At 46.3% G+C, this 16,760-nt stretch carries 12 protein-coding genes; 6 read left to right on the forward strand and 6 right to left on the reverse strand.

The annotated features are described in order from the left end of the window. Nucleotides 1-164: 164 nt before the first annotated feature. The 4 genes from ACNI23_RS12410 to alr all read left to right on the forward strand — a co-directional run bounded on the left by ACNI23_RS12410 (nucleotide 165) and on the right by alr (nucleotide 6,290). Nucleotides 165-1,790 (forward strand): sigma-54 interaction domain-containing protein, encoded by a 1,626-nt coding sequence (locus tag ACNI23_RS12410; RefSeq protein ID WP_420249093.1) that lies wholly within the window; start codon nucleotides 165-167, stop codon nucleotides 1,788-1,790. Nucleotides 1,791-2,267: 477 nt separating this feature from the next. After that, on the forward strand, nucleotides 2,268-3,389 hold the full coding sequence (ald, locus tag ACNI23_RS12415; RefSeq protein ID WP_420249094.1) for an alanine dehydrogenase: 1,122 nt from the start codon (nucleotides 2,268-2,270) through the stop codon (nucleotides 3,387-3,389). 244 nt (nucleotides 3,390-3,633) lie between these two features. Beyond that, the gene (locus ACNI23_RS12420; protein ID WP_420249096.1) at nucleotides 3,634-5,028 is read left to right on the forward strand and encodes an alanine/glycine:cation symporter family protein; all 1,395 of its coding nucleotides are present in this window, start codon (nucleotides 3,634-3,636) and stop codon (nucleotides 5,026-5,028) included. A gap of 113 nt (nucleotides 5,029-5,141) precedes the next feature. Further along, nucleotides 5,142-6,290 carry an alanine racemase gene (gene alr, locus ACNI23_RS12425; protein WP_420249098.1) on the forward strand — a complete coding sequence of 383 codons (1,149 nt, stop codon included), beginning with the start codon at nucleotides 5,142-5,144 and terminating at the stop codon, nucleotides 6,288-6,290. Between the two features lie 545 nt (nucleotides 6,291-6,835). Here the strand turns inward: alr and ACNI23_RS12430 are convergent. The 6 genes from ACNI23_RS12430 to ACNI23_RS12455 all read right to left on the reverse strand — a co-directional run bounded on the left by ACNI23_RS12430 (nucleotide 6,836) and on the right by ACNI23_RS12455 (nucleotide 12,636). Beyond that, nucleotides 6,836-7,690, reverse strand: coding sequence for an ABC transporter permease (locus tag ACNI23_RS12430; protein WP_420249100.1), 855 nt, complete (start codon nucleotides 7,688-7,690; stop codon nucleotides 6,836-6,838). Then, the gene (locus ACNI23_RS12435; protein WP_420249101.1) at nucleotides 7,687-8,541 is read right to left on the reverse strand and encodes an ABC transporter permease; all 855 of its coding nucleotides are present in this window, start codon (nucleotides 8,539-8,541) and stop codon (nucleotides 7,687-7,689) included. The genes ACNI23_RS12430 and ACNI23_RS12435 overlap by 4 nt, the downstream gene beginning before the upstream one ends. 2 nt (nucleotides 8,542-8,543) lie before the next feature. Then, the gene (locus tag ACNI23_RS12440; protein WP_420249103.1) at nucleotides 8,544-9,626 is read right to left on the reverse strand and encodes an ABC transporter ATP-binding protein; all 1,083 of its coding nucleotides are present in this window, start codon (nucleotides 9,624-9,626) and stop codon (nucleotides 8,544-8,546) included. Nucleotides 9,627-9,712: 86 nt separating this feature from the next. Further along, the gene (locus ACNI23_RS12445) at nucleotides 9,713-10,771 is read right to left on the reverse strand and encodes an extracellular solute-binding protein (protein ID WP_420249104.1); all 1,059 of its coding nucleotides are present in this window, start codon (nucleotides 10,769-10,771) and stop codon (nucleotides 9,713-9,715) included. 258 nt (nucleotides 10,772-11,029) lie between these two features. Continuing rightward, the gene (locus tag ACNI23_RS12450; RefSeq protein ID WP_420249105.1) at nucleotides 11,030-11,125 is read right to left on the reverse strand and encodes a MetS family NSS transporter small subunit; all 96 of its coding nucleotides are present in this window, start codon (nucleotides 11,123-11,125) and stop codon (nucleotides 11,030-11,032) included. 2 nt (nucleotides 11,126-11,127) lie between these two features. Continuing rightward, complete coding sequence (locus tag ACNI23_RS12455) at nucleotides 11,128-12,636, reverse strand: sodium-dependent transporter (protein ID WP_420249107.1); 1,509 nt, start codon at nucleotides 12,634-12,636, stop codon at nucleotides 11,128-11,130. 520 nt (nucleotides 12,637-13,156) lie between these two features. Here ACNI23_RS12455 and ACNI23_RS12460 point away from each other — a divergent pair. Together ACNI23_RS12460 and ACNI23_RS12465 are read left to right on the forward strand one after the other, a co-directional pair. Beyond that, nucleotides 13,157-14,752 (forward strand): response regulator, encoded by a 1,596-nt coding sequence (locus tag ACNI23_RS12460; protein WP_420249109.1) that lies wholly within the window; start codon nucleotides 13,157-13,159, stop codon nucleotides 14,750-14,752. Beyond that, entirely contained in the window at nucleotides 14,731-16,674 is a 1,944-nt protein-coding gene (locus ACNI23_RS12465) for a cache domain-containing protein (RefSeq protein WP_420249110.1), read from the forward strand. The genes ACNI23_RS12460 and ACNI23_RS12465 overlap by 22 nt, the downstream gene beginning before the upstream one ends. Nucleotides 16,675-16,760 lie beyond the last annotated feature (86 nt).

The raw sequence follows: 16,760 nt of genomic DNA on the forward strand, positions 1-16,760 counted from the left end.
ATGTGTGGTAATTTATACTACCACAATCTGTAAAATTACCACTTTTTGATCTGCAATTTTCGAAACTTAAACCATATTGGTTTAAAAAGTTACCATTTGTCCCTTTTCTTTCCATAATTAAACAGCTACAGTAATGTCCTAACAATATCCAAAACGGAGAAGGCATGGTTGAAAACAAAAAGTATAAGCTTCTTTTTAGGGACCGTATCGGGATCGTTTTTGATATCACTAAACTCATGCTCGAACATAAGCTGAACATAATCAGCATGGAAGTTGAGCAAAAAGAAGGCTTCGCCCAGATTTCAGTAGAAATTGAAGGGGGACATACCCTTGGCACTGAAGAAATGCTGGCGTTATTCTCCTCACTGCCCGGAATCGACAGTCAGACCGAACTCAAAAGACTCCCACAGGAAAAAAGAGAAAAATGGTTCCGGACCCTCTTTGACGGCATGAGTGAAGGGATTGTTTCGGTAAACTCCAGAGGGATGATTAATACCGCAAACAGTGTTGCCTGCCGCATCCTAAACACCACCTACGAAAGCCTCGTCAACACGTATGTTGGTGAAATTACGCCTAAAGACAACCTGCTCATGGAGTGCATGGAAAAACGGATTCCGGTCAATAGAAGAAAGTCCGCAGTAACCAGCACCGGTCGGGTAGACTTTTACGGATCAGCAAAACCCATCCACGACTCACAAGGCGATTTTGTCGGAGCTGTCCTGCTTATGAAGGATCTGCAGGAAGTGAAAGCCATGGTTGATGCTGTCATGACACCCATCGACTTCAAATTTGACGACTTCATAGGCGAAAGTCCAGCCATCAAAAACCTGATAACTTTTGCCAAGCGCATTGCAGAACTGGACACCATCGTCTCCATCACCGGAGAAAGCGGAACAGGTAAAGAGCTTTTCGCCCGGGCCATCCACTTTGAAAGCGGAAGACCCGGCCCATTCATCCCCATCAACTGTGCGGCCCTGCCCGAACAACTCATAGAAAGCGAACTCTTCGGCTACATCGACGGAGCTTTCACCGGTGCCAGAAAAAAAGGCAAACCCGGGCTATTTGAAGCAGCACAGAACGGAACAATTTTTCTTGATGAAATCGGTGACATGCCTCCCGGCCCACAAGCCAAAATACTGCGAGTCCTGCAGGAAGGATGTGTGCGCCGTATTGGCGGAGTGGAAGAGATTCCGGTCAATGCCCGCGTTATCACCGCAACGAATAAAAACCTCAACGACATGGTTGCCTCCGGAGATTTTCGCGAAGACCTTTTTTACCGCATCAACGTCCTGAACATCCAAATCCCCCCTCTGCGTGAGCGTCACACAGACATAACACTCATGGCCGGAAAATTCCTTAACCGCTTCAACCGCAAACTGGAAAAAAAGGAACAGACAATCAGCGTATCAGGGCAGCAAAAGCTAATGAATTATAATTGGCCGGGCAATGTCCGCGAATTACAGAATGTTATTGAAAGGGCCTCAATATTCAGCAACTCAAACGAAATTTCCGCAAATTCGATCCACTTGAATTCCAAGCAACAGTCGAGTTGCGGGCAGCTATGCAAGGCTATGCCCACCACTGTCACAGTTGGAGATTCCCTGAAAGATCTGGTTGGAAAATACGAAATGCAAATACTCCTCGAGACTCTCAACTCTTCATCCAGCATACGCAAGGCAGCTAAAAGACTGGGGATATCTCACACAGCTTTGCTCAAAAAAATTGAGAAGCACCAATTGCGCAACGAAAGCAGAGTCCTCCCTTGGGAACCTGCAACATCCGTCAGTTAACCCGCCGAAAACTGTTTCCGATAAACATCCCCGTGGCTTTGAACAAGTCACGGGGATTCTCTTATGGTAACTTTTTATACCACCCATCATCCCTTTTATTTCGCTGATCAGCCTCAATTTTATCACAATTCGACACATTGGAAACAATAACTACCACAAAGAGTAATCCCTGACATCTTGGTCGATTAGAGCAAAAATAGCATTGCTTTTGGTAACTTTTCATACCAAACCTACATCTTTCAAAACACTCTTAAACACGTGATTATTTTGTGAATATTAGCACAATATTTAATTTATTTTCCTAAACTTACGTTATTATGAAATTTTAATCTCATACCAAGCCCCAGCTCCACACTCCTGATCTTTTTTGGCATGCGGATTGCCATAGGGAAAATACCCAAGAGTTCAGACTCTATTTTTCAACAGCTGTCCCGTGGTGATTGCGGGACGTAAACAATCAAATCAGGAGAAGTGGAAATGAAAGTTGGTATCTTGAAAGAAATCAAATCAGAAGAGAACAGAGTTTCCATGACACCATCAGGTGTTGAAGTCATGATCGCAAACGGTCATGAGTTGTGGGTTGAAAAATCCGCAGGTGTAGGCAGCGGTTTTTCCGATGAAGACTATATTGCTGCAGGTGCAAAGATCATCGACACCCCCGCTGAAATCTATGCGGAATGTGAAATGGTCATGCATGTTAAAGAACCTCAGGCTTCTGAATACGACATGGTTCGTGAAGACCAGATCGTTTTCACTTACTTCCACTTTGCTCCTGATGAGCCCCTGACCCGCGCATTCGTGAAAAACAAGTCCGTAGCTATCGCTTACGAAACAGTAGAGGGCGACAAAGGCGACCTGCCCCTGCTTACCCCCATGTCTGAAGTTGCCGGACGCATGTCCGTTCAGGAAGGCGCTAAATACCTCGAACGCTACTACGGCGGACGCGGCATGCTCATGGGCGGCGTTACCGGTGTTACCCCCGCAAACGTTGTTGTTATCGGCGGCGGCGTAGTTGGTACCAACGCAGCTATGATGGCCTGCGGTCTTGGCGCCAAGGTAACTATTCTCGACATGAACCTCGAAAGACTGCGTTACCTCTCCGAAATCATGCCTAAAAACTGTTTCCCCATGATGAGCAGCCCCGCTCTGCTGCGTGAACTGGTTCAGAAAGCTGACGTTGTTGTCGGTGCTGTTCTGGTTGCAGGTGCTAAAGCACCCAAACTGGTCACCCGCGAAATGCTTAAAACCATGAAAGACGGTTCCGTAATCGTCGACGTTGCCATTGACCAGGGTGGTTGCTTTGAGACCTCCAAGCCCACCACTCACGGCGATCCCGTCTACGACGTTGAAGGCGTTATCCACTACTGCGTAGCAAACATGCCCGGTGCAGTACCCATGACTTCCACCATGGCTCTGACCAACGCCACCCTCCCCTATGCCCTCCAGATCGCAAACAAGGGATGGAAACAGGCAGCTCAGGATAGCCGCGCCATCAGAACCGGTTTGAACATGGTCGGCGGCAAGGTTACTTACAAGGGCGTCGCAGATGCATTCGACCTCGAATTCACCCCCGTTGAAAACGTTCTTTACGACAACTAAAAACTAGAAAAATCTGCTGACAATTCAGACAAATAAGTCAAATCAGGAAGACTGTTGAGAATGAGTTAGAAATAATCACAAAATACACTGGGGCATTGCGCAGAATGTTCTGTGCATGCCTCAGTGATTTCCTATAACCCCACAGGGAAAAGAGGGATGGTCTGCTCACCGGAACTCTTCACACCACAGCTGGAGTTTTCTCGGCAGTCTTGGATGTAACCTGAAAAACTTACAAGGGGATGATATGGAATTCTTGACTTTACTGGACGGAATGGTTGGAAAAATCGGGGCCTTTGCTTGGGGCCCGCCCATGTTGGTTCTGCTTGTCGGAACCGGAGTATGGTTAACTTTCTCTCTGCGCGGACTGCAGTTCAGAAAACTGTGGTACGCCCTTTACCTTGCTCTCATCAAACGCAAGGAAGACACAGATGAACCCGGCGATATCACTCACTTTCAGGCCCTGATGACAGCCCTCTCCGCAACAGTCGGAACCGGTAACATTGCCGGTGTTGCAACAGCCATCGCAGTAGGTGGCCCCGGCGCACTGTTCTGGATGTGGATGACCGGCCTCGTAGGCATGGCCACTAAATACGCGGAAGCAGTTCTTGCTGTTAAATACAGGGTAGTTGATGAAAACGGCGAAATGAGCGGTGGTCCCATGTACTACATCTCCCAGGGCCTCAACATGCCCTGGCTGGGAACCCTCTTCGCAATCTTCGCATCCATCGCCGCTTTCGGTATCGGCAACATGGTTCAGTCCAACTCCGTTGCCGATGCAGTTGAAGCAACCTACGGTCTCTCCCCCTATATTACCGGGCTCATACTGACAGTCCTGACTGCAGCAGTTATCCTCGGCGGTATCAAAAAGATCGGTAAAGTTACCGGACTGCTCGTTCCTGTCATGATCATTTTCTACATGGCCGGCGCATCCTACATCATTCTGCTCAACATTGCTGAAGTTCCCGCAGCTCTCGGATTCATCGTAGAGCAGGCTTTCAACCCCACTGCCGCAGTAGGCGGGTTCGCAGGTTCCACCATCATGCTGGCTGTCCGCATGGGTGTTGCCCGCGGTGTATTCTCCAACGAATCCGGTCTCGGTAGTGCTCCTATTGCAGCAGCTGCAGCCCAGACCAAGCAGCCCGTAACTCAGGCACTGGTCTCCATGACCCAGACCTTCATCGATACCATCATCGTCTGTACCATGACCGGCCTCGTTCTGATCCTCACCGGAACATGGTCCAGCGGCGCCACTGGCGCGGAACTGACCACCATCGGTTTCGGTGCAGGTTTCTCCGGCGGTGAACACGTTGTTACCATCGGCCTGATTCTTTTCGCCTACTCTACCATCCTCGGCTGGTGTTACTACGGTGAAAAATCAATTGAATACCTGTTCGGCGTAAAAGCAGTACTGCCCTACCGCATAGCATTCATCTGTTTCGTAGGAATCGGAGCCATCGCAAAGCTCAGCTTCGTATGGAACCTTTCCGACACCTTCAACGGCCTTATGGCTATCCCCAACCTTATAGGTCTCCTGCTGCTGACTCCGGTTGTGGTCTCGGAAACCAAGAAATACTTTGCAAGACAGGAAGAAAAATCAGCAAAAATGAAAACCTCCACTGCTACTGACACTGAAAAGTAGTTTCGTAATAGCATACGGACCCCACTCCGCAACCTCTTCCGGATGAATACCACCGTCCGGAAGAGGTTGCCCAAGAGACAGTTCATCAGATTTGCAGGAACAAGAGGTACGCCATGAATAACCCCAAATCTTTCGCCCCCATCTGGGCAGAAGTGGACCTGTCCGCGATCAGACATAATTTCAATGAAGTTCAACGGCTGGTAAACAAGCAGTCAAAGATAATGGCTATTGTAAAAGCCGATGCATACGGACACGGGCTCACACAGGTAGCGGACTGCTTAAACAAAGCCGGAGCCGACTATTTTGCAGTAGCGCGCTTGGGTGAAGCTGTCGCCCTGCGCAATCACGGCATTCAAAAGCCGATTCTAACCCTCGGCTACACTCCCCCCGAAGCTGCAAAAGAACTACTCAAGTATGAAGTAACTCAAACCGTATTTTCAAGCGATTATGCCAAAGATTTAAACGAAGAGCTCAACCAGACAAGCAAAACATTAAAAGTTCACATAAAAGTCGATACCGGAATGGGCCGATTAGGTCTTGTCGACGAATCCCATGACAGAACAGTGCTGGAGTCCATCACCACAATAAATCGCCTTCCAAATCTGGAAGCAGAAGGTGTCTATACTCATTTTGCAGCCAGCGATGAAGCGGACAAAACCAGTGCGCTGGAACAACTGAGACAGTTCAAAAACATTCTCGCTGACATTGATCGGAAAGGGATCAGCATCCCCCTTAAGCACGCAGCCAACAGCGCCGCGATTATTGATCTCCCTGATTCATACTTTGATATGGTCCGTCCCGGAATCATGCTTTACGGTCTTTACCCGTCAAACGGAGTCCATCAGCAGAATGCTGACCTAAGACCGGCCATGCAGATAAAAGCCCGCATTGCTCAAACCAAAGAGGTTCCTGCCGGGTTCAGGATCAGCTACGGGCACACCTACACCACCCCGAATGCAACAAAACTGGCTACAATTCCTCTCGGATATGCGGACGGCTACAGGAGACAACTCTCGTCAGCAGGTAAAGTACTGGTCCACGGGCAGCATGCCCCGATAGTTGGAAGAGTATGTATGGATCAGAGCGTCATTGATGTAGGGGAAATTGATAACGTTGAAGCCGGAGATGAAGTGGTCATCATCGGCAGACAGGAACAGGCTGAAATTTCAGCAGAGAGAATGGCCTGCGAACTTGGGACAATCAATTATGAGATTGTTTCCACTCTTATGGCCAGAGTTCCGAGAATTTATAAGGATTCGTAAACATATTTCATAAATTTCCGACTGAAGCCGCCCAAGCACATTCCCTCAAACTCAGTGCACTCCGATTCCGGACACCACTGCCCGGAACACAGGCTTCAGCAGGAAACCGCTCCAAAGCTGAACAGCGTTCTTCCAATCCGCATAACGGAACAACGCAGTCAGCCACTGCAGCAATCTGGAAGTTCATGCAAATGGACATTGCCCGCCGGCAGAAGGGACCTCGACACTTTCTGCCGGATACTACCTAAGACACCGCTGAAAGAACATGGAAACACTCCATGCATGACAACGGCGAATGGAGGTACTTATCAAAGCGAAAGTATATACTCTGAAACCAGAAAAATCCGGACAGCCTTATGGCTAGACAAGGCTGTACACCCGGAATTATGCTGTGCAACTCTGGCGGCAAACGAATTCTTAAGCTGAAAGAACAGACAGAGTTAATGGATTCTTACCCAAACACTGCCGTTTGGGGTCATGGCTAAGGCGTGTATTATTAAAGCCCAGTCCCGAATTAGCGGGACTGGGCTATTTTTATCACGAAACTACTCTTCCCGCTTGGAAAAGTAGAGATTGCAGAGAGCCAGCAGTGAAGTTCCCACAATCAACATCAGCGAAACCGCATTGATGACCGGAGTACTTCCATCCCTTACCTGCAAATACAGGTTAATCGGCAGCGTAGGTTCTGAACCGACCAGAAAGAGGGTGGTGTTGAAGTTCTCAAAACTCATCAGAAAAGCCACCGCCCCGGCACCGATGATAGCCGGACGCAGGAACTTCAGGGTGATATGCCAGATTACCCCCAACTGGGTCGCACCCAGATTCAAAGCCGCTTCCTCAAGGGAATGGTCGAATTTACGCAAGCGAGCTGAAACCACGAGAGTTACAAATGTGGTTATGAAGGAAAACTGCCCCATTACCACCAGCCAGAAACTGGGCCGAAAGACCTCAAAATCAAGTCCGAAAGTGTCATCAAAGTAAGTACCGGCGGTATTTGATGCCAGCAGCAGGGAGATACCGAGAATTACACCCGGGATGACCAAGGGAGCCAGCATAAGAAAATAGAGTAATCCCTTGAAACGGAACTCTTCCTTCTCGAAGAGAAAGCTCGCGCAGGTTCCCACGATAACGCTCAAGATGGAAACAAAAAACGCGGTCTGAAAACTGGTCAGAATGGAACGCAGGTTCTGATCATCATGAAACAGCCCTATCCGCTCCGGTCCGCTGGAAAGAAACCAGTCCAAGGTAAAACCCTTCCATGGAAGGGAAGGAAAGTCTGAGTTGTTGAAGGCCAGCACACAGGTAACCACCAGCGGGGCAAACAGAAAAAGAAAATACAAAAGAATAAAACAGTTAAAAGACCAATTATATGCTTTGCTTCGCGGCAGGGAACGAATCATGATGCCACCTCCCCAAGCTTCTGGCGGGTAAGCTTAAGCCCGGCCCAGATAATCAATGAACTCAAGATCAGCAGCAGAAAACCGAAGGCCGAACCCTGATTCCAGTTAAAACTGGCGATAAACTGGTTGTAAATCTGCTCCGTGAACCAAAGAGAATTCTTGCCGCCCATAAGATTCGGGGTCAGGTAGTTACCGAGCACGAGCATAAAGACCACAATGGAACCGGAAGTGATCCCCGGTTTGCAATGAGGAATGATGATGGTCCGCCAGATTGTCCACTTCCCTGCACCCAGATCGTGAGCAGCTTCGATAAGGCTGTCGTCAAGGCTATCCATAACCGACACCAGAGGCACAACCATGAACAGCATTGAGGTATAAACCAGCCCCATGATCATTGTCGCATCGTTGTAAAGCATCTCGATAGGCTTATTGATCAGCCCGATCTTGAGCATGAAAAAATTGAGCACCCCGGACTCACGCAAAAGGATCATCCAGCCGTAAATACGGACCAGCTCACTAACCCAGAAGGGCAGCAAAAGCATGATCATCAATGCGCCCTGCACCCGCGACCTCGCCAGCTTGGCAATATAAAATGACACCGGCATGGAGAGCAGAAAAACAATGAAAGTAGTTACTATGGCGTAAAGACAGGTACGCACAAAAGTGAGCCAATAGACAGGTTCATCAAAAAAATTGATGTAGTTTTGCATAGTCCAGACCATGTCGCCATAATCATTTTCACCCCTGAAACTCATGGTCAGCAGGTCGCAGAGAGGCAGCACGATCAGCAAAAAGAGCCACATAATTACCGGAGCAAAAAATATCCAGAAAACCATTCGCGAGCGGGTCATAATTATTCCTCCGCCCCGAAACAGATACCGGAATCAGGATGCCAGCCCACGGAAATGTCATTGCCCGGTTCAATATGATCAAACCGGCGGTTCTGGGGCAAGCTTACAATAAGTTCATGATCTTCTTTTGTTACAGTAAGCAAGCGGCTGTTGGCCCCGTCAAAAAGGATGCTCTTCACTGTGACTTCAAAGACATTCAAGCCCGTGCGGTCCTTCGGTTCAATAAGCATGGCCTCTGGACGCAGGAAGAGATCTGCCCTTCCGCCGCTTGCGCAAGCTCCGTGTGGCTTGGTCTGAAAGGTATATCCTTCATCAGTGAGAATGCGGACTTTCTCGGCATCACTCTGAACAACCTTGCCGCTCCATTTATTATTGTCCCCCACAAACTGGGCTACGAATGGAGTAGCCGGTTTACCGTAAAGTTCCTGCGGACTGCCGACCTGTTCGAAGCGGCCTTTATTCATTACCGCTACCCGATCGGACATTACCAAAGCTTCGGACTGATCGTGAGTGATGTAGATAAAAGTTGTTCCCACCTTGGCCTGAAGCTTCTTTAATTCCACTTTCATCTGTTCCCGAAGTTTCAAATCCAGCGCCCCCAAAGGTTCATCAAGAAGCAGAACAGAAGGTTCCAGCACCAGACAACGGGCAATTGCCACCCTCTGTTTCTGTCCGCCTGAAAGCTGGTTGATCTGCTTCTCCCCGTAGCCGGGCAGGCCGACCCGCTCCAGAATGGTTTCGATCTTCTTTTTAATCTCCGCAGCTCCCACCCCGCGCCTCTTCAGCCCGAAGGCGATATTCTCGGCAACATTCATCATGGGAAATAAAGCCAGATGCTGAAAAACTAGATTTACAGGACGTTTGTTGGGCGGCACACCGAGCATACTTCCGCCCCGGATTTCAATATCCCCGGAAGTAGGTTCTTCAAATCCGGCTATCATACGCAGCAAAGTGGTCTTGCCGCATCCGGAAGGTCCGAGGATTGAAAAGAAAGATCCGGCAGGCACATCAAATGAGACACCGTCCACGGCAGTAAAGTCGCCGAATTTCTTAACCATATCAGAAACAGAAAGATCATTAATCATGGGAAATCGCCCGAAGTAAAATTTTGAATAAAAGCGGAGAGTCCGAGGACCCTCCGCAACAGAGAATGTTATTTCAACAGAGGAGCTTAGTTGGAAGCCTTGATTTTATCGAGAATCTTACCTTCAATGCTTTCCAGCTTGGCAGGCACCGGGGGATACCACTTAATATTATCGATAACTGCCTGCGGAAAGGAACGGGCAAAATTGTCAGCAACAGCCTTTTCAGTAAACTTCAGCGCATCCTTGGACGCGGTGGCGTATTTTTCCATGGAAGAAAAGTAACCGGCATTTTCAGGCTTCATCATGAAGTTAATCCACTTGTAAGCGGCTTCAACGTTTTTGGCCTTCGCGGGAATGGCAAAAGTATCAATCCAGCCGAGAGCGCCTTCTTTGGGTGCTTTGAAATCAATTGCTTTGTTGTCAGCATGCAGTTTCCAGCCACCTGCATCCCAAGCCATAGCAACAAAGACTTCACCGGAACGCATGGACTCAAGCAGGGAATCACCGTTGGCCCAGTAATTTTTAACAATGGGTTTAGCTTCGATCATAGTCTCGGCGATTTTGTCGAGCATGGCTTTGTAAGCTTTGGGATCATCATAAAGAGCGAAAGGATCATAACCGAGTGCAAACCCCATGGCGATGAGTGTAGGTCTCTTAAGGCGATAGCTCACACGCCCTTTGTACTTGGGATCAATGAGAGCCTTGAAGGAATCCGCGTTCGGCGCCTTTTCACTGTTCACGATCAAGCCGGATGTTCCCCAGCAGAAAGGAGCTGCGAATGATTCATCTTTAACGAGGGTATTGGCTTTAACCGCAGTGAGCATGGAGGGGATGAACAGATTGGAATCAAGTTTGGAATAATCCATAGCCTGATACAATTTGTACTTTTTCTGAACGGAAGAAATACGGTCCTGTGAAGGCTGGGCAAGGTCAAAACCAGCACCGCGGGTGGCCCGCAGCTTAGCAATCATTTCCTCGTTGTTGGAAAAGGTCACCTCAACCTTGATTCCGGTTTCTTTTTCAAAAGTGTCGATCAATTTCTGTGGAGCATACCCTTTCCAGGTTAACAGTTTCAGAGTCTCCGCTTGAGCGGTTCCGGCCAGAGCAAACACAGTCAACAAAGCAAATACAAGAATCCTTTTCATGACAAACTCCATATTTTTGTAACAATTAGCGAATAATTCCGTTAGTTGTTACAGACACATACAAACACGCACACCACCAACTAGTCACAAAACTGTAAAGGTCACGTTACAGCTAGAACTGTATTCAAAGCAATATTTTTACTTATTTCCCCAAATCGAAAACAATTTGTGCGATTCCGAAAACATTAGAATGCAAAAGAAAAGCCCTCCCACGCAAAAGCGCAGGAGGGCTTAATCATTTATATTCAGCTTTGCTATTTACTGATTCTTAAAGGCGATACGGAAGCAGGCACAAGCGCCGCCCCAGGTTATACCGAGTCCGAAGAGCATCATGATGATTGCTGAGAATTCCATATCTACCTCCTTTTCAAAAAGTTTCTGTTGATACCGGTAACATTGATGAATCCACCTTGGCTACGAGCACAAACCAGACCAAAAATCAGGCAGATAACAAGCGGAGCCCAACCAAAGGCGACAGTAGCCGTAGTAGAGTACCCACCGTAGTTTTTGGAAAGATCACTAATGAAGTTTGAAACCAGCATGAAGCCGAGCATTGCGGGAATCACAAAACGCAGGCTGTTCATCCAGAGAGAACCGACTTTGATCTCGGAAGTCAGGTTAACGTGGTTACGCAGATCATCCAGCTTGCAGAACCAAGCCACAAAAATGATCTCAATAAATCCGCCCATAAGGATACCGAAGTTATTGATAAAATGGTCGACGATATCAAGCAGGAGCAGTCCGCCGCCAGTGGTAAAGGCGATGCTGACCACAAAGCCAAGCCCGCAGAATACGGTAGCCGCGACCTTACGGGACATATTGATCTTATCGATAAGCGCGGAAACGACAACCTCTGCAAGAGAGATCATGGATGACAGACCCGCAACAGTAAGCGCGAGGAAGAACAGAGTCCCGAAAAATGCAGGGGCGGGCATCAGGTTGATAGCGGTAGGCAGGGTAATAAAGGCAAGCCCTACACCGGAACCTGCAACTTCACTAACCGGAACGCCCTGCTGATGAGCCATGTAGCCGAGTACGCTGAAAATCATGATCCCGGAAATGATGCTGAAACCGCAGTTGATGAATACGGTCATGCAAGCATTGTTGTTGATGTCGGAATCCTTGGGCAGGTAACTGGCATAAGAAAGCATAATAGCAAAACCAATGGACAGGCTGTAAAAAATCTGCCCGAAAGCGTCAGCCCAGACTTTTCCGTCCATAATGGCATTGAAATCGGGCTTGAACAGCCACTCCAGACCATCAACAGCACCGGGCAGCATCAGCCCTCTGCCGATAAAAATAAAAACAAGCAGAAAAAGCAGAGGCATAAAGATCTTGCTGATCCGTTCAATACCGCTCTTAACCCCGGTAAAAACAGCCACGAAAGTCATCAGCCATGCAGCTGCTGTGGCGTAAAGGATTGAAGTCTGCACACCGCCCATGTTCATGGGAGAATCGGTCAATCCAAGGAATTCACCAAAAAAGAAATCCTTGGGTGAGGCTGTCCAGCCTTGGTTAAAGGCAAGCAGGAAATAGTTGATGGCCCAAGCCACGACTACAACATAATAGGTTGTAATAATGAAAGATACCATAACCTGCCACCAGCCGAGCCATTCCCATTTTTTGGAAATAGAGGAAAAAACCTTGGGAGCAGAGCCCTTGAATTTCTGGCCCAGACCAAATTCAAGAATCATGAAAGGCATACCTGCGGCAAGCATGGCCACAAAATATGGAATAAGGAATGCGCCGCCGCCGTTTTCATAAACCATGTACGGAAAACGCCAGATGTTTCCCAATCCAATTGCGGACCCCACGGCGGCCATGATGAAGCCGGTGCGTGAGCCCCATGTTTCTCTTTTTTGCATGTTGCTGTAACTCCTTGAAACAATTCCGGTTCCACAACAGCTACGCGGAACCAGCATAAATAAAAATGAACATGAGCCACCCGGACGGGTAGCCCTTCCTATAGAATGCAGGGCTCAGGAAATTATACATGACCTTTCAGCCGGCCCTCCCGGAGAGATGGACACTGCGGCACAGACGTTTCAACGTTGCTAACGGGGAAAAGGAATGTTTTAGACAGGCTGATGGGAGCTGATAGCCCTTTGGGGCGTTTTAATAATCCAGATAACCTCGACGGTCAACCGCGAGAGCTTCACTTTTTACAATTTGCGACATTTTTCATCTTACTATCGCTGGATATCGAAAAAAACTTACCTATTTTTTAAAATTAATCCAGACAAAGAAGTAAAAACAAAACAACAAATAACACCCTTCATAAGCAACAATGAAATGCATTCTGCTTACATATTATTTACTGCTATGGTAGAGTAAAAATACCAACATAAAATGGAAAGAGAGACCCATTGTATCTAAGGAGGTATCATGGGGAAGGATGATTTGTTATTCAGCGACAGTGACGAACTATTCTTGGAAGACGAAGCAGAACCCAAACCAATAAGCTCCCAAAATTTATGGAAAATATTAATAGTAGACGATGAAAAAGAAGTTCACACCACAACAAGACTGGTCTTAAATGACTTCAAATTTGAAGGGGCTGGATTAGAATTCATGTCCGCTTATTCAGGTTTGGAAGCTTTAGAAATACTAAAACAAAACAAAGACATAGCCGTTGTTCTATTGGACGTGGTTATGGAGACACCTCATGCCGGGCTGGATTGCGCCGATGCCATTAGAAACGAGTTAAATAATCAAAACATCCGCATCGTTCTTAGAACCGGCCAACCGGGACAGGCACCGGAGCGCAAGGTAATCGTTGAATACGACATTAACGACTACAAGCACAAAACAGAATTAACAACTCAACGGCTGTTCAGCACTGTCTATACGGCAATACGCTCATACAGAGATTTATCAGCATTAGATAAGCAGCGAATAGGGTTAAAATATATAATAGATGCATCAGCCAACTTTTTTCAGCAGCGCTCTATAAGCACACTGGCAAAAGGCGTGCTGACGCAAATAGAAGCAATGTTCAGCATGCATAACTCATTATATGTTCATTCAAAGAAGAATTTTGCTGCAGCTCTGAACAATGGAACAAATAAATTTTGGAGCGTCCTTACCGGAACAGGAAAATATGGAAACGGCGGTGAAGATCCTCAAATAAGTGAAAAGGTTCTTGAGCTTCTAAGCGAGGCGGTAGAATCCAAGAAAAGTGCCTTTATAGGTGAGGACTTTATTGGATATTTTCCTACCCAGTCTGATAAACACCACGTCATCTATCTTGAAAATTGCAGGGCTCAAAATATTGAGGAAATCAATGACCTATTAACTGTATTTACTAACAATGTAGGTATTGCTTTAGATAATGCATATTTAAATGAAGAAATACAGGAGACACAAACAGAAGTTATTTATAGGTTAGGTGAAATAATTGAAACAAGATCAAAAGAGACAGCCTACCATGTAGAACGAGTAGCAGAATACAGTTACATAATCGGTAAAGCTGCCGGAATGTCTACTATGGATGCAAAAATATTAAAGCAGGCATCCCCTATGCATGATATTGGAAAAGTAGGTATTTCAGATAATATTCTTTTAAAACCCGGAAAACTTACAACTGAAGAATTCGAGGTAATGAAGACTCATACCACCATTGGGTATAAACTATTTAAATCTTCCAAAAGGCAGCTTCTGAAAGTCGCTGCCAACATAGCATACACACACCATGAACACTGGGACGGGAACGGATACCCAAGAGGAATCAAAGGCGAAGAGATTCCCATCGAAGGACGCATAACAAGCATAGTAGATGTATTTGACGCCCTTTGCAGTGAGCGGATTTACAAAAAGGCATGGTCAGCTGAAGACGCTTTACAATTCCTTATTGAAAAAAAAGGTACAGTATTCGATCCCAGACTTGTCGCTATTTTTGACGAACAGTTTGAAAATATTCTCAAAATAAAAATGAAATACTCAGACATGCAGGAAGAGCAATGCCCAGCTTCAAAAAGATAGCAAAATCAGCTGATTCATTATGGGTAAAGATCACTATCCCTATAATAACTTCGGTCGTATTGTTTCTGGGTGTTGTTATCTTCGTGCAATTGCCGGAAACATATAATGCTTTGCTGACCAAACGCAAAGAAGCTCTGCGGGATGCCACCGACATCGCATGGAATACCCTTAATTTCTATCACGAAAAACAATTAAGCGGAAAAATGTCGCAACAAGAAGCTCAGGAGAATGCGATAAAAAGTATCTCTCAAATAAGGTTTGGAGAGTCCGGTAAAGATTACTTTTGGATTATGGACTACCACCCACGTATGATAATGCATCCATATGTCTCAGAGCTTAATGGAGTTGATGTTACAGACCATCAGGATGCCAACGGGAAAAAACTTTTTATCGAGATGATTTCTGAAACTGAAAAGACAGGAGCAGCTTACATTCCCTACCATTGGCAATGGCAGGATGATAAAACCAAGATTTATGCGAAAATATCTTACGTAAAACGTTTCAAACCATGGGAATGGATCATTGGAACAGGGGCCTATATTCACGACATAGACAAAAATGCAAGGCAACAAACACAAAAGATGTTTCTTGTTACATTGGGGGCCCTTAGCGTTATCTCCATACTTTCATTTCTGTCTATTAAGAGATCCGTTCAAGCTTCTTCGATAATTTCCAAAAATGAAGCAACCATGCGGGAAATATTTCAGCAATCTAAAGAATTGCTGATAATTCTAGATATGGATGGGTCAATTCTTCAAGCCAACAAAGCAGTACTTGAGATGTCCCAAATCTCAGCGCATCAAATTTTAACATGCAATCTTGCCGACATATTCCCTGACATTGACCAAGAATCAGCCGAAACCATTAAAAAGGCTGTCTATAACGCCAGAACAGGTTCAAGCTCCAGTTTTGATATGAAACTCACTGCAAAAAACAACACAAGCACCTATCTGAAGATAACTATCACCCCCATCAATGACGACGAAGGAAAACCCATATTTATTTTTGCAAACGGGATTAATCTTACAGATATCAATACTGCATTCGAACAACTGGAAGAACTGAACGCTAATCTTGAAGCCCGTGTAGCTGAAAGAACCAACGAATTAAAACTATCCCTTGAAAATCTGCAAAATACACAGGATCAGCTTGTTCAATCCGAAAAAATGGCAGCACTAGGTGGGCTGGTTGCCGGAGTTGCCCATGAAATAAACACACCGCTGGGATTAGGTGTAACAAATGCCACCTTCCTGCAAGAACAGGCTGCAAAGATAAAGACGGCCTACGAAGAAGGGAAGTTCACTAAAGGCGAATTTGAAGTTTTCCTGAACAATTGCGAGGAGGCAACGCGTTCGATGCTGGTTAATCTCAGAAGAGGCGCCGATATCATTCGTAGCTTCAAGCAGGTTGCAGTAGACCAAACCACCGAATCTTCGCGAACCATCAATCTGAATGAATATCTTGATGAAGTGATGCTCAGCTTAAAACCGAGCTATAAAAACAGTGGACACATTGTAAAAACAGAATGTCCCGATAATATTATTATAACAACATATCCCGGACTTTTGATGCAGATAATATCCAACCTGACAATGAATTCGCTGATCCATGCTTTCAGCGGAATAGAGTCCGGACACATCACAATTAAGGCAGCAAAAGAAAATGAGAAAATCAAACTTATTTATTCAGACGATGGCATAGGACTGACACCAGAGCAGCAGGCAAAAATATATGATCCCTTTTTTACTTCCAAACAAGCATCAGGCGGGACTGGGCTGGGCATGCACATTGTATATAACATTGTTACGCAAAAGCTATGCGGTTCCATTCAGTTGGAATCATCCCCCGGCCAAGGGGTCTGTTTTACTATCATTATCCCTGAACATAATGACAACGCAGCTTGCAATAGCTCCATTGCCTAAATAACCACACGGCTTGTTTTAAAAGGACGACGATTGATCTGCACATTTTAGATTTACGATAATTGTTGACTCCGCTTCGATTATCG

It is taken from the genome of Maridesulfovibrio pacificus (SeqCode) (genome assembly GCF_048612815.1).
Classification (GTDB): domain Bacteria; phylum Desulfobacterota; class Desulfovibrionia; order Desulfovibrionales; family Desulfovibrionaceae; genus Maridesulfovibrio; species Maridesulfovibrio pacificus.